The following is a 15,701-nucleotide window of genomic DNA, read 5'->3' on the forward strand; positions in this document are numbered from 1 at the left end:
CCTCACACGGTACGAATGCCGTGGTTTTCATAGATGCTCGGCTCAGTTGCCTTCACCTTCACCCCCTCAGAGGCGCCGGTGGCCATCGCCAGTGCGATCATTCCATCCATTCGGCCGCGCTGCCGTGACTTGTCGAACATCTGGTTTCCAATCGCATCCGTGCGGATCACAGTGTTGGCCGCGCAATATTGCGTCAGGCGGTTGGTCTCGATCACGATATCCCCGGTCAAAACCTTGTCGGTTAGGCGGGTGATCGAATGAGGCATGCACAAATTCCGCTCGCCAAACGCGACTTTCGTGCCCTGCGAATGGCGAACAACCTTAAGCCCCTCGCCTTCCGGCTCCTCTGGCCCTTCGTAAACCCAGACTTTCAGACCGATCTTCTCGCAGGCGTCTCTGAATTTCTCCCAGAAAGAGGGGTCAATCGTCAGGCTGTCAACATCGTGCTTCGAGACCAGGTCTTTGATCTGCATTGCTACGAATTCGTAGTCGATTACTGCGGACTCAGTGACGCTCAGCTCGCCTTTTTCGACATAGACCTTGTAAGGAATGCGATCCAATGTGGAGCGCCGCTCAAGACCACCCGGCGTGGTCCAGTACCAGAGTTTTGCGGCAAGCCGGTCATCCGCACCCTTGAAGACCGCGCCAAGAGCCGTGAGGTCGTTTTTCTCCGAGAGATCCAGCGACAGAAAGCACTTTTTGCCCTCTATATCCTGCTCACTGACCTCTCCAATGCACTTTCGCCACTCGGCCTCATCCACCCAGAAACCGCTGGAGCCAACGGGAATCCCGAAATACAGGCGCGATACAGTGAGCCGTTTGGCTTCATCGTTCCGAGCTGTGTTTACTTGGCCTCTTACGTTGTCGTATTCGAATGTGACGCCGAGAGCAGGCATGGCTTTGATCCAACAGCTCTCATCTTGGAATGGATCATCATCATCATCAACGCGCGCGATGTAAGCGAACGCCTCATCGTCTTCATAAATCCCTTTGAGCATGAGCTGGAAATATTCAGATTTTTCCGTACCGACGATCTGGTCAATCGCTGGCGTGTTTGTCCCCAGCAACATGAACGCCGATCCCGATTTTTTTGCGATGCCAGCTTCCCACAATTCAAGCGGCTTCATTGACTGGAACTCATGCACCTCGTCAGCGATCACGCAATCTGGCCGAGGGCCGGACAGGCTATCGGTTGTCGCTTTGGCTTCAAAAAACGATCCGTTGTGAGGAAACTCGATGCGCCAAGCGTTCTGGCCTTTACCGGAAACGGTAACATCTTGCCTTTTTTCCAGGCTCTCACCCAATTCTGGTATCGGCTCACGGCAAAGCGCCACCGCATCTTTGAATGGGATTTTTGCCTGATCTAGCTTCGAGGCGATGGCGTAGCATTGCGCTCGCGGTATGCCCCGAAATCCGCAGACATATAGCGAAATACCTCCCATCAAAGGTGATTTTGCCTGCCCCTTACCCGTTTCAATCCATGCCTTGCGGAACCTCAGACGCCCGTTCTTGTGCCATCCAAACAAAGACCCAACAACGAATGTATGCCACTCCAAAAGATGGAACGGTTCTCCCGCCTTGTTCCCGTCCGCGATGGTAAACATCGCCGGAAAAAACCCAATGGCCTCAGCCGCTGCTTCAGCATCGAAATACAATCCGCGCTCTGGCCCTGCCTCCAGATCTGAGAAGTGCCGCTCACAGGCCAGCTTAATGTAATTACCAGCCACAATCTCTCCATCGAGCACCTTGCGGGCGTATTCGCTAGTTGGGTCCAAGGCGATCGAGGAACTTTTGCGCTGGCGCATTTGTGTTTGGTTTTTTGGGGGCTTCATCACTCTTTGGAACCGTAAGTTTCAACGCCTCTTCGAGTTTCAGGATTTGGTCTTTGATCTTTTGGAGCGCGGACCATTCGCCACTGAAAACGTCGCCACCATTTGGCCCGACTTTGATGGGCCCATGCTCGGACACGACAGGATAGAGAAACTCGTATTCAACGCGCTCCCTCACCAGACGGTCGATTATGCGTTTGCGCTGCTCGTTTAGATGGCCGTTCGCATCAAGCGCTTCGCAAAGAGCCTTCCATTCAGCGTCAGCAAATTTGGCACGGGCTTCGCCGTCTTCAGCTTGGGCAAAGAGGCGTTTGTAAACCGGCTTCTTCAATTGACCCCCACCCCCCTTTGAAAACTGATCTGCGCGAAAATGAAGCTTGGGCGCGGGTAGCGGCCAACCGACCCTGTGGCACTTTTACCACCCCCCCCTGCGGCTGTCTGATGGCACTACCTTAAGCCCGAGGCGGCTGACCACCTGGCCCACCTACCGTCCCGTCCAGCGACACGAACCTGAACCTCATCTTCTCCGAAGCGATCCAGTCCGCTCCACGTGGCGTCCACTGACGTATGCTCCGCGCCTTATCCTCGATCCGTCTGCATTCCCTATCGTGGCAGTCCCTGCAGACTGACCAGAGGTTGTCAGGCTCAAGCTCTAGGTCTGGCCTAAGGTCATATGGCCTGATGTGGTCCACCACAGCTGCTGCCTTGTGGCGCCTGCCCTCACGGAGAACCACGCCGCACATCTGACAGGTCCAGTTGTCTCTGACTAAGATCTTGGGACGCAGCTTGCGCCATTGCCACGTTTGGTGGATGGCTGCCATATGACGTCTCAGTCTCTTGTGGTGTTTATGGCCAGGGTTTCGGCTCCGGTAGCGATCCGGTCACACAGCCCTGTTTCGTCTGCCAATCCGGCTGCAAGAATCCGCACCTACTCTCTTCGGTGGAGGGCCTCGGTTGCAGCACTGTACCCATTTGACGCTTGAGGGGCGCCCACCCTTTCGATGAGGTCTGCTGAGCGGGAGTTGGCAGGGATTCGAACCCACGGCACGTTGCTTATTGCCTTTCCAGCGGCAAACACCGTGTCTAGCTGGTCATGCCCTTCATAGTTCGGGATCAACAATAGACCTGACTCTGTCACAACTCCGCGCCCAAGGAGCACAATGCAGTCAGCGCACGATGCTCCGGACCTTGTCGCCGCCATACCCCTCGCGGGCTTCACGGGCGGCTTTGATAAGCCTTTCTCCAACAGTCATGAGAAGAACTCCAAACAAAAAGGGCGAGATCAGTTTTGTTCCTGATTCGCCCCATTATGTCATACATGACTCAGTAACTGACTCTCAGTCAACGGTTTTTTAATCACCCTCTTCGAGGGCCATCGCGCTAATTCGCGCACCATAGAGCAGCAGGCCATAGTCAGTGACCCCAATATGGCCCCAAGTTATTGTGTTGGAGGGGTCAGAGTAGACATAGGCAAGAGAGTCAATTTCTCCCTTTTTAGCTTTCTCCAACACCTCCTCCAGACGTGTAACCACCTCGTTCTTTTCTTCGGCCATCTTGTCTCCTTCCCGCTATCGAACTTACTTCGCCTCACCTCACCACAACCGTGAAGAACTGGTGCGGCACCTTGTATCCACCCTCTTCCCAAGCGTCTGAGATCATGTCGATGGTGTCAGCCAGAGCTTGGGAGAGGTGCTTGCGCTGGCGGTCTGGAACCTTGGGCGACTGCCACTGACCATCCTTTACCGGGATGCGAACCCAACCGAAGGTGATAGCGACCTGTGAGAGCGTGCGCTGCTGCGTGCAGACCTTGGAGGCCAGCTCTAGGCATGAGATCGGCTTGTGGTTGCCCATCACGCAGTTGCGGGCCGTTCCCACCTTGTAGGTGATCTTCGGGGCGGCCTGCAGCACCTTCACAGCACAGGCGACCATCTGAGAGCGGTACACAAGCCCCTCGGACACACCAGCGGCACCGGTAGGAGTGCTGTCCACCCTCTCACGCAGGATGTTGCTTCCCCTGCCACCTGCAAGCAGCTCTTGGGTGTATGCGCCAAAGCAGTTGCCTACGGCGCGCTGTGCGTCTGTAAGGGGCAATCTGGGGTCAAGCAGTTGGTGGACGTTGGTATCAATGCCCGCGGCTGTTTGTCGGTCCAAGCGTGCGCCCTGCTTGTCGTAGATCTCTGCCTTGGCACTTGAGAAGACGCGTTGCCCGCCTTTCTTCAGCTGCTCTCTGACCTGCCTGTTGGAAACCATCAGCGCTTCCTTCTCTTTCCGTAAAGCTCTTCTGCCTGATTGATCACCTGTTGGCGTTCCCAATCATTGTTGATGTCGTTGGGGTCGATCACAGCCACGCCCAGCTGGTGCCAGAGCCGCTTGCGTTCCATGTGGTTCCTGCGCGTTGCTTCTGCGCCCTGCGGAGCATCTGAGGGGCCTTTGTGGTAGATGCGGGAGACGCCACTCATGCTGTCACCTCTTCGAATTTGCCGACTTCGTTTCCGAAGCAATCCCAGCCCGGGCGCACTTGGCGTGAAAACAGGTCAAGGCGCTTGGTCGCCATTGGCGCCAGTGTTTCCGCGGCCGCATAGGCCTCTTCTGGCTTGCGGGAGTGCTCACGCGCTGGCGCCATCAATACCGATCTGACTTTCTTGGCATATGTCGGGCTGCCGATTGCGCCGATGATGAACGGCTCGCCCGCTGATCGCAGGCAATACCCAGTGCCGAAGTGCTGCTTGCCGGAAACCACGTTCTGATCACGCCAGTAGGAGGCCTTTGTGAACTTTGCCCAATGCCCTGAGGTGACGAACTTGAAGCCCCAAGCCTTCATGACATCGATCTGAACATCGATCAGGGGATTTGTGGCCCAAAGCCAGAGAACGCAGTCTTTAGCGGCGAAATCTGCCACCCTGAGTGCGCGGATGCCATCCTCTGGGATGCAATCATATTGGGATGTCGCGTTCTTCTTCTCGCCTTTCTTTGACCAGTTGCCAAAGAGCCAAGGCGGATCCGCCATGATCAGATCATAGTGAAACATCGGGATTTCAGAGAGGTTTGTAAATACCGCCATCATGCCGCCGCCCGTGCAGGGTCAAAGTCCCGCATCATCAGGTTCTTGAGATTGCGAATGTGGAGGTACATCGCCGGGCCGTGGCCCTCTCCGTCTTTCATCTTGAGCACTGCTGCACGCTCTTCGTTGGCAACCTGCTCCAGCTCTTTGGCTGATGTGCAGGCGCGCAGGCGATCCTTGATGCGGTTTGCTTCGGCAAGGGCATCCATCAGAATTCCGCCTCCATTTGCATTGGGGCAGCCTCGGCGGGATCAGAAATCGCGTTGTAGCCTCCCCAAGCCTCTGCGAACTGGACGTCTCGCTTGCAACGACGCGTACCATAGAGAAGCACATCACGCGTTTTCCAATTGAGCAGAGAGACCACAAAATCCTCTGACCCAGGGTGAACGGTGATGCCCAATCCGGGCTTATTGAAGAAGGCTGCAGAGTCGGCGATGTCATAGCCTGTTGGGGGCCTCGGCGTCCCTTCTGTGCTCATCTTCTTGGGGTGCGCAACAACGCAGATGTGGACTTCAAGTCGCTTTGCTAGGCGCCGAATGAACCGCAGCGCGAAGTTGATGTACTGCGTCATGCTTTCGCCCGGCTCAGGCAAGTGCTCCAATTCGTTCCAAGGATCGATGATGATCACCTTGCAACCATCTCGTAGAGCAAGCGTTTTAATCATGCTCTCCAACCAGCCTAGGTTGGTGTCGTTGTTGTCATCATCGGTGACGTGCACAATGCGCCAGATCTTATCGAGTTTATCTGTGAGCTGCTCACGCATTGCAGTCGGGAGCTTCTCCCAAGATTGGTGCGTCTCAATTCTCGCCAGCTGATCGCGGAACCTATGGGAATGGGTTTCGAAAGCGATCATGCCATTGCGAACACCCTCTTTCTTCGCAACTTCATGAGCCAGCCAAGTGACAAGAGTTGACTTTCCGCATCCGGGCAAGCCTGTCCAAACAGAAATCTCTCCTAGCTCAAGCGCGATCAGATCATCAAACGGATCTCTTCCAAGTTTCAGAACACGACGATTGGAGAGAGGTGGCAGATCAGAAAACCCTGAAATCAGACCGCCAGGAGGGTCAAGCCGCTTGGCAGCATTCAAGCGCGCTGCTACTTCGCCCTCTCCAAGGGTTATAAGCACATCGTTGGCGTCTTTACACCCCTCTGGCCATTCCACATAGCGCACATCGTGGCCCGCCAAGATATTTGCCATCGTTCGGGGAAGGCTTTCTCCCGCGGCATCATTATCACCAGCAACGATCACGTAGGGGGATTGCCTTAGATGCTCCTCCGCAGCCACCAGATCCTCGGTCTTATTTCCTTGCTCTGTCCATCCATCTGGAAGCGAGACCGCTCGTAAAAATCCAGACTGAATAACCGTGAGACAGTCAATCTCCCCTTCGGTTATGACAATCGGTAGCTCTTCGTCCCGAGAAAGCGCGTCGGCGTTGTACAGCCCCCTCTTCACGTCCTTGGTGCTGAGAAACTTTTTGTCCACCGTCCGAAACTTGGCCGCGTAGATTTCCCCCTCTTTGCGATAAGGGAACGCCGCCACCTGCCCGAGATGTTGATGATTGCGAGCCTCTACCCGCATATCCGCCAAGAGATCTCCGTCCAGTTTTCTGACTTCCTGAAGCCAAGTCATCACGTCTTTGCTCATAGAATTCGCCTCCGCTCCATCCGCAGTGCCAGCAGCACCATTGAATCCCGTCATCCTTGCGTGTGACGCTCAGACACGGGTCGGTCTTCTTGCGCCTGTGTGGGCTGCATTCCGGGCATGTGGTTCGGGCGCTGTTGCCCTGCCATCTCCGAACCGTGATCCCGTTGTCGTAAAGAATTTCGCTTTCGGATTTCATTGATCACCTCATCGCGTCGTTTTCCCTGAGCCTGGGCTGCCAGCGTCTCTGCCCGGAATCGGGAAAGCCCCCCGTCGAATTCCATGATTGCTGCGCGTTCCTCGAAAGCATCTAGGTCAATCATCAACCTTGCCCTCCCGTCCAGAAATCAGCACCGGCGAGCTGAGGTCGCTTCGGTGCCAGATCATCCAAGCGCTTTCTGATCCAGTTTCTCCAAGTCGCTGGCCAATCAAGCTTCACGCCCTTTTGGCCCGGCACGCTGTGCCAATAGTCGATGAACTTGGCGGCCTCCTTGCGGACATCTTGCGGCGGCAGTCCCTGATCAACCGCCCAATCACCCAGAGCTTTCGGCAGAACCCAATCCTCTGGCAGACGATCACCACGAGGTTTCTTTTTGGAAGAACCTTTAGGTTCTTCTTTTTTCTCTAACTCTGGTTCTAACTGGCATGGCTTTTGCATATGCGGATTGGATGCGTTCGCATTTTTCGGACCATTGTTTTTATTGGTTTTTTTCTTCCATCTTGCATCAGCTGCTTGCTTGGCTGATACAGACTTTTCAGTCACTTTTTCGATCTCTTTTTGCACTCGATCATTGAACAAACCCCCTTCGGTTTCGATGATTTTGCCGTCCGAAATCAGGTAATTGAGAGCCTTCACAAAGCTGGCTTTGGACTTACTTCCACACAGCCGATACAGCCGGTTATCATCGCGCTCCAATGGCCCAGCCATCTCATACATACGAGCGATCAAGGTGATGTAGACGCCTGTCTCCACATCTGACAAACCCCGCGTTCCAGCGAGCCAATCAGAGGGATAGAAGGCCACGTGAAGGATGCTCATCCGCTTACCCCTGCTTTCGAGAAATCTTGGTATGCCTCCGATTGAACAGAGGCGTGGAATGGATTGCGTAGGACCGGCACTGCGTTACGCAGGCCATGTCCCAGACCGAACCAGCATCGGCCTCGTCTTGCGTCTTGGGGGTCCAGCCGCGTGCCTGACACTGACGCCAGATAGCGAGCTTGCGCGCGTCCCTGCCCGCTCTCTGGGCCGCTCCGAGGAAGTTCTTATCCAAGGTGGCCACCTCGAAGGTGCGACACTCGATCCCGCGCAGGTGAGCCCAGCCACGCACGTTGGCAATCAGCCCATGGAGAAGCTCAACCTTGGCCTTGGTGTCCTTCCGGGTGAGGATCGGAGCCTCTATCCCGATGAACTTGACGCCCCTGTCTTGGATCAGCTCGTGCGCCAGTCTCATGACATTGGAGAAACGAAGGTCGTGGGTCTTCCCTTGCCCAAGGTCACGGGAGAAGAATTCCGGTGTCTGCCCTGGTTCCCCAAGGCAGACACCGGTTTCGGTTGCGATATCTAAGCCGCAAACAATCACGCCATAGCCCCCGCCATGTCGTCGGACTGCGCCGCGGCTTTGTCGAGCATGTCCTGCATCGCCTCCTCCCACTGAGGCATCAGGCCCTCAAACATCGGCCGGAATGAACGGAGGAAGTCAGCGCGCTTGTCATCGCTCATCCGGTCAATGCGCTCAACCATCGAGAGGGCGTCCTTGTGACAGCCCAGAGTTTCAACCTCTTGCTTACGCTGCTGGCCAAGGCTTGAGCTGCTTTCGGAGCTCGATGTGGCCTTACCGTGGATACGGTCAAGCGAACCACGAAGCTTCTGCAGATCGAGCGAGAACTCTTTGTCCTGCATGTCTTTCGGCATGGGTGTTCCTTTCAGAAAAAAAGGCCGGGACCGGATAGGGCCCCGGCAGGTTCAACAGGGAATGGTAGAGGCATTGACCCAAGCCTCAGGGGATCTCTGCGGGGCTTTGGGCGCCTGCCCCGCTAAGGTGTTCACGCATCCCCATGCGTGGCCCGTCCCGTGTCCGTGAGTTGGCTTCGGGGTGTTCAAGGTTGTGCCTCCTCATCTTTCCGGATGTCGGTCACGAGCTTCACAATCGGGCCTCTCGTGATGCCCAATCGGTCAGCAACTGCCTGTTGAGACAGGCCAGCATCCAAGAGTTCGAGAACCTTTAGGTCGCGCTCATCGCGTACACGCTGTGCGAGGATATTCATGACAAGAACTCCTCCACGTACTTCTGGTACGCCTCCAGCTGGGCGCGGTGCTCCTCGATCTCTTTGAGCGTGGCTTTCGCCTCTTCTGGGGTGAACCCATCGGGGTTCTGCGAAGCCTCAGAGAAAGCGTCAGCATGGCATTTCAGAACGTCGCTAAACTCTGACATCAGGGTATGAATGCACCCCGATTGGGTTTGCTCCCGACGCGGCTTAAACACGCCGCCAGATAGACGGGCGAAGTGTTCCGCGATTGGTGCGGCCGCCTCTGGCGTGATCCGGCACAAGCGATGGAGATAGTTCACTCCCAGACCGCCGGGTCTTGCCTCGTCACTTGCATCGATCGCACGAGAAAGCGCGGACGCTGATATGCCAAGATCATCAGCCGCGCATTCAATACCGCCAGCGGCGGCATAGGCGCCTCTGACTGCGTCTTGAATGGAGCCTGCCCTCACACGCCTCATGTCAAAAACCCCCTTGGGATTTGCCATGCATCGTGGCGACCTGCGCCCCATGTTCAGGACATGAAGTCATTTGAACGAAATTCATTACCGCCGCTGAGGACACAGTCCCGGTCTCAGCAATACGGAGCATGGAGGCGATGCCGATCATTGGGTCGCCTCCAAGCCTTCTAATCCATCAAGGAATTGGTGGATTTTTCCGCCAATCTTGTAGGTACAACTCCCGCCATTCGTCAGGCGGTCATAGAGGCGACTATTGCCAACTGCGCGCTCGCAGATAGTGGCTGCAGACAAGCCTGAAGCCTCGGCAGCAGCCTCTATGCGATTGATGAGGTTTTGCTGTTCATGGTTCATGAATGGCAAAGTGGACTTTTGTCCACAGTATGTCAATGGACTTTTGTCCGCTGTAAATTGGAACAGGTCAAATTGTATAGTCAGGCCATGGAGAGAACGTTCCGAGATGCTTTTTTGTCAGAGCTTGAGGCCACAGGAATGACTGTTGCAGAAGTCGCCCGGCGATCAGGTGTGTCTAAAGACCAGCTGAACAAGCTCAAGCAGCGCGCTTCAGCCAAAACCAATGTAGATGACGCTAAGCTAGTTGCCGGGGCTTTCGGCAAATCCCTTGATGACTTTCTGAATGGCTCCGAACCATCTCCACATCTGGAAGCAATCGGCCTTCTAGGGCAGCTATCAGAAAGTGAGCGTGATTTTCTGCTAGACGCAGCAAAAGCCGCTGTCGCTCGACGCCAGCAGGAACCGCAAGAATAGCATTGAGATCAGGGGTAAAGCCCAAGCTCGGTTCTTCGTTGGCATCTTCTGGCATCAGTTCACCTAAACATAAAATAACAGTCAATTAATTGTTCGGAAAACCACCGGCACAAACCTAGCGCGTTAACTACTACGCAAAACAAGGATAATCGTAAGGCGCGATTCGGCGGCGCGTCAACTGACGGTTTTCGACACCCCTAAACCATTGATTTTTAATAGATCAGCTTACTGAATTCGATGCTGGACGCTTCGGATGAGGGATTCGAAAACGGGCCATCCCTGAAGTGAGAGATCAACTCCGGCGAGTACCCAGTCTGGCTTCCAAACACTATATTCCGCGTCTCCCGCTCCAATCGGATCGTGATTTTTGAACCCTCTTCCGTAATGAGGTATCCATGCTCATTGCGTGAAATACAGCCATGCCCTTCGAGCTGCCTTAGCGTCTCTGAAACGGTGGATCTGGGGTGACCGACACGGGCCGCCATAGCTGAAGCGGTCCAGTGGCTACGGCTGGTAAGGAGAACTCTGAGCACGGCGCGTGTTCGCTCGTTGATGCCAAGAGTCAGTGGCGTACGCTCCATGCGCGACGCGATTTCGATTAGCTCCAGCTCAAGCGGAGTAGGCTTTGGCTCGTCATCCCATTTCACGCGCTCCCGTTACGTGAGGGGAAAAACCCTTTCAAGATCAGAACTTGCTAAGGTTAATTCCACCAGAGAGCGACCTGATAGAGGCCTGAGCAAAGAAAACCCCGCCTGAGCGGGGTGTTTGCATCATGGAGTGCCGGAAGAGAACAGGCTGGCTATCTCGCTCCTGAGAACCACTGCAATTATTCCGAATACATAAACAGCCAGCCACTTGTAGTCGATCTTTGAGTCAAGCTTGGCGTCGATGCGCGCAAGTGAGACCTCGATCGACGTCAGCCGGTCCGAAATCCTCTCGACACTTGCCTCAAGTTTTTCAACGCGCGCTTCCATGCCCCCATCATATGGGCCATCACCACCGCCGCGCAAGACTTGTAGCTCCTTCTGGAGCTCCTCAGCGCCGGGAAGACGGTAAACATTATCACTCATTTATCAATTCCTGAATGTAGTCGAGCGCGCCACTATGAACATCATTCAGTTTTTTGAGCGCTTCATCAATCTCCGTTAGGTCGCGCTTAAACACCCCTATGGACATCCTTGCTACTGAGGTGTCTGCCTCTGCAATATAATACATCAGCTTTACTAGGGCCACATTCTGCTCGCGCAGCTTTGCCTCCAAGGCTTCGACTCTTTCTTCAAGACTATCCACGTTGCCTCTCAACCGAATGATTTAGAACAAAGTCACCGCCTTATCACGATTCTGCAAGCTGTTGCTCGCGGAAATACCTACGGCACTAAGGCGTTATGACCGCAACGAGGTCGCCATCAACGTAGATCTTGTTGCGTATGAAAAGCTGCCCATAGGCAGAGCTTTGCTCGTATTCGGCTCTCACCAATGAACCGTTATATCTTCCATCCGCAGAGAATAGCACTTGTTCTCCAGGTGACTGCTGGGACCTAGAAATGTCCTCATTGATGACAACTTGTTCATCGATCTGAACAACGTACCTGACGCCGGATAGGCCGCTCCCCTGTGAAACGGTCGCGGTAATTTGGTGATTGCGGCCATCCCAAACTCCTACTCCTTGAGCCGGGGGTGGCGTGCATCCACAAACCACAAAGGTAGCGAGCAGAGTTAGAACTGAAAAAAGGCCTTTCAACATCGCTCAATATCCATCCTTAGTCTCTGGCGAAGAGACAGAAATTTTCTAAATACAATATGAGATTGATCACATCTCAAAAGGTCAATTGCAAGACCATGAGCTTGGTGCCGTTGCCTGTGTCCATTTTCCAAAAGGCAATCAGGACACCGAATTTGGCAACCAATACAAGCACTCAGAAGCCTCCGCTGTTGGCGTGTATTCTGTGTCCTTTCTTGAACGGACAGAATCACCGCCCAGAAACAACAAACGGCCTTGCACCTAGGCCAAGAGCTTGCGCGTGGACTTTTGTCCATATTTTTGTTGACGTGGACTTTTGTCCACTATAATCTCTCCTTAACAGCCGCCGAAGACGCACCAGCAGATCGCGGCACTTAGGAGGGAATGACAATGCAACAGACAGCAATCAAAGCACCGGCTTGGATCAACAACGAAATCACTTTCGACATGACCGATATGTGGAGTGATGCGTGTGACCCTGAGAACGCTGAGGGTGTTGTTGTCACCGCATACCTTTCCGAGAACAGCAGCGGCTTTATCGCGCTTGATGGGGTCTGCCTAGAAGTGCCCAACGCGAAGTCCTTTTTCGGCCCTGATTGGGCTGAGCGGGTCTTTGGCCGCAAGATGATCGGTCAAGTCGAGGAGTGGGCCGAGGAAATCGAGCCCGACACCATCGGCAACCGCGCAGATGCGGCTTGGTCGGCGCACTAAGCCCCACCCCACAGAACACCTCAGGCGCTCCCCATTACCGCCTGAGGCTACGGCCAGCGGCCAGACAACACCCCCAAACCCAAAAGTCCGTCGCCGCTGGCCGGACCCATCTGGAAAGGAACAGTCGTGCCTAAACTCTCGATCATAGAACTTCCGATCCACACCTATGTTCCCACGGAGCAAGGCCGGAAGTGCATTGCGCACATTGGTGACCTGCCCATGCGCTTTAAGGGCGACACCGTTGAGCAGGCAAAGGCCAACGCTGATGCTTGGCGCCATGGGGAATACGCCAAAGAGAAGAAGGCAAACGCCGACAAGGCCGCGCGTGCCGCAGCTATGAAGGCAGGCCGCCAGAACAAGGAGCAAGCCCATGCGTGACCTCCTTACCCACTCCGAAATCATCGACCTACCAGAGGGTGAATTGATCACTGAGCCGGGCTTCTACCGGATCAGCTTGGATCGCCACCACAATCAACCATGCGATGGCCCCAGCGTGACCTCTGGCGTGCTGCGCAAGATGGAATTGGAGACGCCCGCAGATGTTTGGGCGTTCCACAATCTGAACCCCAACCGCTGGGAGCGAGAGGAAACCGTGGCGCTGCGCATGGGGCGTGCGATGGCCTGCTATGTCGAAGGTGGCCCAGAGTTGCTTGAGACAGAGTTTCGGGTGCTTCCGAAAGACAAGCCAAAGCGGCCCACAGCAGCCCAGCAGACAGCCTATGACGAAGGACGCGGCACTGAGGCAGGCATTCGCTCTGTCGAGTTCTGGAAGGCCGTTGAAGAAGACCTGCGCGACATCGTCACTGAAGATGAATGGGATCTGATCTGCACTATGGGAAAGGTTCTTGCAGCGGACACAGCAGCGTCTGCGGTGATGGATGGCATCCCAGAGGTCAGCATGGCTTGGAAGGATGAAGCCACGGGCATCTGGTGCCTCGCGCGTCCGGACACAGTGTCATTCTCCGGTCTGGTCACCGACTACAAGAAGATGGCCACCCGTGGCACCCCGTTTAGTGACCGCTTGGTGGACAGCCGCATCACGCAGCACGGCTATGACATGCAGGGAGCCTTTGCCTGTGAGGGCTTTGAGCAGCTGCGTGATGAATGGCCGGGTTTCGGGATCATCGCCCAATGGGACAAAGCCCCTCACCACGTGATCCTTCGGGAAATCCCAGACGAAGACCTGCGCATCGGTCAATTCCGCAACCGACGCGCCCTCACCCGCTTTCGTGAATGCCTGGACAGCGGCCACTGGCCCGGACCCGGCGAAGTCACCGGCGCTTACCAGCGCCCCGCATGGCAGCGCGAGCTGCTGATTGAAGAAATGCAGCAAGGGAACACCGCACCATGAATGAGCAAGTCTCGCACCTCCCCGACCATGTAGCAGCGCCCGCACCGCGCTTTATGGAGAATGCAAAGCACAACAAGGGCGCAATCGCAGCTCTTGTTCCCGAAAGCTTGGAGGATGTGTTTCGCACCTCAAAAGCTCTCGCAGGCGCTGGCCAGATGGTGCCGGATCATTTCCGAGGCAACCCCGACATGATCATGGCCGCTATCATGCGCGGCATGGAGATCGGCCTCGCCCCTATGCAGGCGCTCTCCAACATCGCAGTAATTAACGGGCGCGCTTGTATCTGGGGGGATGCTCTTCCAGCAATGATGCAGCGCGCAGGCCATCACATTGATGTGGTGGTCGAAGGTGAAGGCGATGACATGAAGGCCATCGCCACCTTGGAGCGCGGCGACACCGGCAAGGTCATCACTCGTGAATTCTCTATCCGCGATGCTCAGAAAGCCAACCTGACCGGAAAGAAAGGCCCTTGGCAGCAATACCCCAAGCGCATGCTGATGCACCGTGCGCGCAGCTGGGCCGTTCGCGACGGGGCGGCAGACGCCCTGATGGGCCTCCAGATCAAAGAGGAGGTCGAAGACTATCAGCCCATGCGTGACGTAACGCCTGCGCCTGCCACCGGCACCTTTGCCACCCGCGCAGAAGCCGCCCGCACACAGCCAGAAGCCCCCGCCCTTGAGCAACAACAGACTGTTGACCCAATCCAGCAGGAAGAGCGCGAACCAGAACCGGCAGAGACAGCACAAGAGGGCCAAGAGCAGACATTTGACCGCTCTGCCCTCGAACCCCACTGGACCGACGAATACAGCGCCGATGATGGGTTCCCCGGGTCTGATGAGTTCAATGCTGGCGCGCTCGCTTTTGAGCAAGGCCAGCCTGTCACCGATTGCCCGCATCAGGAAGAACCGCAGAGCGCATCTGACTGGATCGGCGGCTGGAAGCAAGCACAGAAGGCGGCCAGCTGATGCCACGCCGGAAGCGCACACCGCTGCAACGGGCCGCGATCTTCCAAGCACATGATGGCACCTGCCACATCTGCGGCGAGAAGATCGATGGCACCCGCGAGAAGTGGGAGCTGGAACACATCGTTGCCTATGAGCTCACCCGTGATGACAGCGACGAGAACTTAGCCCCCGCCCATGTGTCCTGCCACAAGCAAAAGACCCGCAAGGACAAGGCGGCCATCGCCAAGGCCAAGCGTGTGAACGCCAAGCACATTGGCGCCCACCAGCCCAAGAGCAACTTGCCCGGCAGCCGCGCTTCCAAATTCAAACGCAAGTTAGACGGCACCGTTGTGCCGCGTGATTGAGGAAACAGTCATGGACGATGCAAAGAAGAAAAGCCGGTTCGATCTGCCTTCATATGCGATGCGCCCGAAGGACAATCCAACCTCTCAGCGCGAGACCACAAGCCGCGCTCAGAAGATCAGCGACATCGCCCGTAAAACGCCGGTGACGTTGAAGGACGCCCCGCCGTGGGCATCCCCAAAATCAGGAGGTGACGCATGATCCGTTTTCGCACCTCCCGTCGCCACCCTTTGAACCGCGAAACCCCGAATGCAGCTGACTCCTCCTCCCCGTCAGCGCATCGCACGGGCTGGGGGCTTCTCCTCCTCCTAGGCCTCCAGCTCGTGCAACAGACAACAAGGAGCGCGTAGTCATGGACAAGCACACACAGACCATTTCGACCCGTCTCGACGCCATGCAGGGACGCCTCAGCAAGACGTTGATCGCACTCAGCTGCGCCACAGCAATCTTGGCCTTCTTCGGCCTGTCTATTGCTCTTGCCAGCAAGGCTCTACCCGACACCGCCGCTACATCCCTGACCGCCCAAGAACAGGCGCAGGCGCACAGGGAGGGGTGGTGAGTTGATCGG

At 55.8% G+C, this 15,701-nt stretch carries 24 protein-coding genes and 1 tRNA gene; 8 read left to right on the forward strand and 17 right to left on the reverse strand.

The genetic code is table 11. The features are described 5' to 3' along the window. Positions 1-2: 2 nt before the first annotated feature. From J7400_RS18870 to J7400_RS18945, 15 genes are all read right to left on the reverse strand, one after another. A complete protein-coding gene (locus J7400_RS18870) occupies positions 3-1,805 on the reverse strand; it encodes a terminase TerL endonuclease subunit (RefSeq protein ID WP_209065651.1) in 1,803 nt (600 codons plus the stop codon). Beyond that, positions 1,762-2,160 carry a P27 family phage terminase small subunit gene (locus J7400_RS18875; protein WP_209065652.1) on the reverse strand — a complete coding sequence of 133 codons (399 nt, stop codon included), beginning with the start codon at positions 2,158-2,160 and terminating at the stop codon, positions 1,762-1,764. Before J7400_RS18875 ends, J7400_RS18870 begins: the two co-directional genes overlap by 44 nt. A 686-nt stretch (positions 2,161-2,846) precedes the next feature. Next, a tRNA-OTHER gene (locus tag J7400_RS18885) sits at positions 2,847-2,973 on the reverse strand. 208 nt (positions 2,974-3,181) lie between these two features. Beyond that, entirely contained in the window at positions 3,182-3,382 is a 201-nt protein-coding gene (locus J7400_RS18890) for a hypothetical protein (RefSeq protein ID WP_209065654.1), read from the reverse strand. A 34-nt stretch (positions 3,383-3,416) separates the two neighbouring features. Then, on the reverse strand, positions 3,417-4,079 hold the full coding sequence (locus J7400_RS18895; RefSeq protein ID WP_209065655.1) for a hypothetical protein: 663 nt from the start codon (positions 4,077-4,079) through the stop codon (positions 3,417-3,419). Next, positions 4,079-4,288: a hypothetical protein gene (locus J7400_RS18900; protein WP_209065656.1), complete on the reverse strand. Its 210-nt coding sequence runs from the start codon at positions 4,286-4,288 to the stop codon at positions 4,079-4,081. The genes J7400_RS18895 and J7400_RS18900 overlap by 1 nt, the downstream gene beginning before the upstream one ends. Further along, complete coding sequence (locus J7400_RS18905; protein WP_209065657.1) at positions 4,285-4,890, reverse strand: MT-A70 family methyltransferase; 606 nt, start codon at positions 4,888-4,890, stop codon at positions 4,285-4,287. The genes J7400_RS18900 and J7400_RS18905 overlap by 4 nt, the downstream gene beginning before the upstream one ends. Beyond that, complete coding sequence (locus tag J7400_RS18910) at positions 4,890-5,099, reverse strand: hypothetical protein (protein ID WP_209065658.1); 210 nt, start codon at positions 5,097-5,099, stop codon at positions 4,890-4,892. Before J7400_RS18910 ends, J7400_RS18905 begins: the two co-directional genes overlap by 1 nt. Further along, positions 5,099-6,535: an AAA family ATPase gene (locus tag J7400_RS18915; RefSeq protein ID WP_209065659.1), complete on the reverse strand. Its 1,437-nt coding sequence runs from the start codon at positions 6,533-6,535 to the stop codon at positions 5,099-5,101. The genes J7400_RS18910 and J7400_RS18915 overlap by 1 nt, the downstream gene beginning before the upstream one ends. Positions 6,536-6,585: 50 nt before the next feature. Then, a complete protein-coding gene (locus J7400_RS18920; protein WP_209065660.1) occupies positions 6,586-6,855 on the reverse strand; it encodes a hypothetical protein in 270 nt (89 codons plus the stop codon). Continuing rightward, positions 6,855-7,571, reverse strand: a complete 717-nt coding sequence (locus tag J7400_RS18925; protein WP_209065661.1) for a DUF1376 domain-containing protein — start codon at positions 7,569-7,571, stop codon at positions 6,855-6,857. Before J7400_RS18925 ends, J7400_RS18920 begins: the two co-directional genes overlap by 1 nt. 4 nt (positions 7,572-7,575) lie before the next feature. Then, entirely contained in the window at positions 7,576-8,112 is a 537-nt protein-coding gene (locus tag J7400_RS18930; protein ID WP_209065662.1) for a hypothetical protein, read from the reverse strand. Next, complete coding sequence (locus J7400_RS18935) at positions 8,109-8,444, reverse strand: hypothetical protein (RefSeq protein WP_209065663.1); 336 nt, start codon at positions 8,442-8,444, stop codon at positions 8,109-8,111. The genes J7400_RS18930 and J7400_RS18935 overlap by 4 nt, the downstream gene beginning before the upstream one ends. Positions 8,445-8,629: 185 nt before the next feature. Beyond that, complete coding sequence (locus tag J7400_RS18940) at positions 8,630-8,797, reverse strand: winged helix-turn-helix domain-containing protein (RefSeq protein ID WP_209065664.1); 168 nt, start codon at positions 8,795-8,797, stop codon at positions 8,630-8,632. Continuing rightward, the gene (locus tag J7400_RS18945; RefSeq protein WP_209065665.1) at positions 8,794-9,258 is read right to left on the reverse strand and encodes a hypothetical protein; all 465 of its coding nucleotides are present in this window, start codon (positions 9,256-9,258) and stop codon (positions 8,794-8,796) included. The genes J7400_RS18940 and J7400_RS18945 overlap by 4 nt, the downstream gene beginning before the upstream one ends. A 342-nt stretch (positions 9,259-9,600) precedes the next feature. On the opposite strand from J7400_RS18945, the gene J7400_RS18950 reads away from it, so the two are divergent. Further along, positions 9,601-10,023, forward strand: a complete 423-nt coding sequence (locus J7400_RS18950) for a helix-turn-helix transcriptional regulator (protein ID WP_209065666.1) — start codon at positions 9,601-9,603, stop codon at positions 10,021-10,023. Between the two features lie 770 nt (positions 10,024-10,793). Here the strand turns inward: J7400_RS18950 and J7400_RS18960 are convergent. Together J7400_RS18960 and J7400_RS18965 are read right to left on the reverse strand one after the other, a co-directional pair. Beyond that, the gene (locus J7400_RS18960) at positions 10,794-11,093 is read right to left on the reverse strand and encodes a hypothetical protein (protein WP_209065668.1); all 300 of its coding nucleotides are present in this window, start codon (positions 11,091-11,093) and stop codon (positions 10,794-10,796) included. Continuing rightward, a complete protein-coding gene (locus tag J7400_RS18965) occupies positions 11,086-11,313 on the reverse strand; it encodes a hypothetical protein (RefSeq protein ID WP_209065669.1) in 228 nt (75 codons plus the stop codon). The genes J7400_RS18960 and J7400_RS18965 overlap by 8 nt, the downstream gene beginning before the upstream one ends. An 841-nt stretch (positions 11,314-12,154) precedes the next feature. Between J7400_RS18965 and J7400_RS18970 the strand changes: the two genes are divergently transcribed. The 7 genes from J7400_RS18970 to J7400_RS19000 all read left to right on the forward strand — a co-directional run bounded on the left by J7400_RS18970 (position 12,155) and on the right by J7400_RS19000 (position 15,692). Then, positions 12,155-12,475, forward strand: coding sequence for a hypothetical protein (locus tag J7400_RS18970; protein WP_209065670.1), 321 nt, complete (start codon positions 12,155-12,157; stop codon positions 12,473-12,475). 126 nt (positions 12,476-12,601) lie between these two features. Further along, entirely contained in the window at positions 12,602-12,853 is a 252-nt protein-coding gene (locus tag J7400_RS18975) for a hypothetical protein (RefSeq protein WP_209065671.1), read from the forward strand. After that, positions 12,846-13,826 carry a PD-(D/E)XK nuclease-like domain-containing protein gene (locus J7400_RS18980; RefSeq protein WP_209065672.1) on the forward strand — a complete coding sequence of 327 codons (981 nt, stop codon included), beginning with the start codon at positions 12,846-12,848 and terminating at the stop codon, positions 13,824-13,826. The genes J7400_RS18975 and J7400_RS18980 overlap by 8 nt, the downstream gene beginning before the upstream one ends. Continuing rightward, on the forward strand, positions 13,823-14,791 hold the full coding sequence (locus J7400_RS18985) for an Rmf/CrpP family protein (RefSeq protein ID WP_209065673.1): 969 nt from the start codon (positions 13,823-13,825) through the stop codon (positions 14,789-14,791). Before J7400_RS18980 ends, J7400_RS18985 begins: the two co-directional genes overlap by 4 nt. Continuing rightward, the gene (locus J7400_RS18990) at positions 14,791-15,135 is read left to right on the forward strand and encodes an HNH endonuclease signature motif containing protein (RefSeq protein WP_209065674.1); all 345 of its coding nucleotides are present in this window, start codon (positions 14,791-14,793) and stop codon (positions 15,133-15,135) included. The genes J7400_RS18985 and J7400_RS18990 overlap by 1 nt, the downstream gene beginning before the upstream one ends. Before the next feature lie 10 nt (positions 15,136-15,145). Beyond that, on the forward strand, positions 15,146-15,334 hold the full coding sequence (locus J7400_RS18995) for a hypothetical protein (protein WP_209065675.1): 189 nt from the start codon (positions 15,146-15,148) through the stop codon (positions 15,332-15,334). Between the two features lie 151 nt (positions 15,335-15,485). Then, positions 15,486-15,692, forward strand: a complete 207-nt coding sequence (locus J7400_RS19000; RefSeq protein ID WP_209065676.1) for a hypothetical protein — start codon at positions 15,486-15,488, stop codon at positions 15,690-15,692. Positions 15,693-15,701 lie beyond the last annotated feature (9 nt).

The sequence above is a fragment of the Shimia sp. R9_2 genome, assembly GCF_017743735.1.
Lineage (GTDB): Bacteria > Pseudomonadota > Alphaproteobacteria > Rhodobacterales > Rhodobacteraceae > Shimia.

Coding starts and splice junctions, on each gene's coding strand:
- J7400_RS18870 (WP_209065651.1), bottom strand. CDS start 1,805: ATGCGCCAGCGCAAAAGTTCCTCGATCGCCTTGGACCCAACTAGCGAA.
- J7400_RS18890 (WP_209065654.1), bottom strand. CDS start 3,382: ATGGCCGAAGAAAAGAACGAGGTGGTTACACGTCTGGAGGAGGTGTTG.
- J7400_RS18895 (WP_209065655.1), bottom strand. CDS start 4,079: ATGGTTTCCAACAGGCAGGTCAGAGAGCAGCTGAAGAAAGGCGGGCAA.
- J7400_RS18900 (WP_209065656.1), bottom strand. CDS start 4,288: ATGAGTGGCGTCTCCCGCATCTACCACAAAGGCCCCTCAGATGCTCCG.
- J7400_RS18905 (WP_209065657.1), bottom strand. CDS start 4,890: ATGGCGGTATTTACAAACCTCTCTGAAATCCCGATGTTTCACTATGAT.
- J7400_RS18910 (WP_209065658.1), bottom strand. CDS start 5,099: ATGGATGCCCTTGCCGAAGCAAACCGCATCAAGGATCGCCTGCGCGCC.
- J7400_RS18915 (WP_209065659.1), bottom strand. CDS start 6,535: ATGAGCAAAGACGTGATGACTTGGCTTCAGGAAGTCAGAAAACTGGAC.
- J7400_RS18920 (WP_209065660.1), bottom strand. CDS start 6,855: ATGATTGACCTAGATGCTTTCGAGGAACGCGCAGCAATCATGGAATTC.
- J7400_RS18925 (WP_209065661.1), bottom strand. CDS start 7,571: ATGAGCATCCTTCACGTGGCCTTCTATCCCTCTGATTGGCTCGCTGGA.
- J7400_RS18935 (WP_209065663.1), bottom strand. CDS start 8,444: ATGCCGAAAGACATGCAGGACAAAGAGTTCTCGCTCGATCTGCAGAAG.
- J7400_RS18940 (WP_209065664.1), bottom strand. CDS start 8,797: ATGAATATCCTCGCACAGCGTGTACGCGATGAGCGCGACCTAAAGGTT.
- J7400_RS18945 (WP_209065665.1), bottom strand. CDS start 9,258: ATGAGGCGTGTGAGGGCAGGCTCCATTCAAGACGCAGTCAGAGGCGCC.
- J7400_RS18950 (WP_209065666.1), top strand. CDS start 9,601: ATGGTTCATGAATGGCAAAGTGGACTTTTGTCCACAGTATGTCAATGG.
- J7400_RS18960 (WP_209065668.1), bottom strand. CDS start 11,093: ATGAGTGATAATGTTTACCGTCTTCCCGGCGCTGAGGAGCTCCAGAAG.
- J7400_RS18970 (WP_209065670.1), top strand. CDS start 12,155: ATGCAACAGACAGCAATCAAAGCACCGGCTTGGATCAACAACGAAATC.
- J7400_RS18980 (WP_209065672.1), top strand. CDS start 12,846: ATGCGTGACCTCCTTACCCACTCCGAAATCATCGACCTACCAGAGGGT.
- J7400_RS18985 (WP_209065673.1), top strand. CDS start 13,823: ATGAATGAGCAAGTCTCGCACCTCCCCGACCATGTAGCAGCGCCCGCA.
- J7400_RS18990 (WP_209065674.1), top strand. CDS start 14,791: ATGCCACGCCGGAAGCGCACACCGCTGCAACGGGCCGCGATCTTCCAA.
- J7400_RS18995 (WP_209065675.1), top strand. CDS start 15,146: ATGGACGATGCAAAGAAGAAAAGCCGGTTCGATCTGCCTTCATATGCG.
- J7400_RS19000 (WP_209065676.1), top strand. CDS start 15,486: ATGGACAAGCACACACAGACCATTTCGACCCGTCTCGACGCCATGCAG.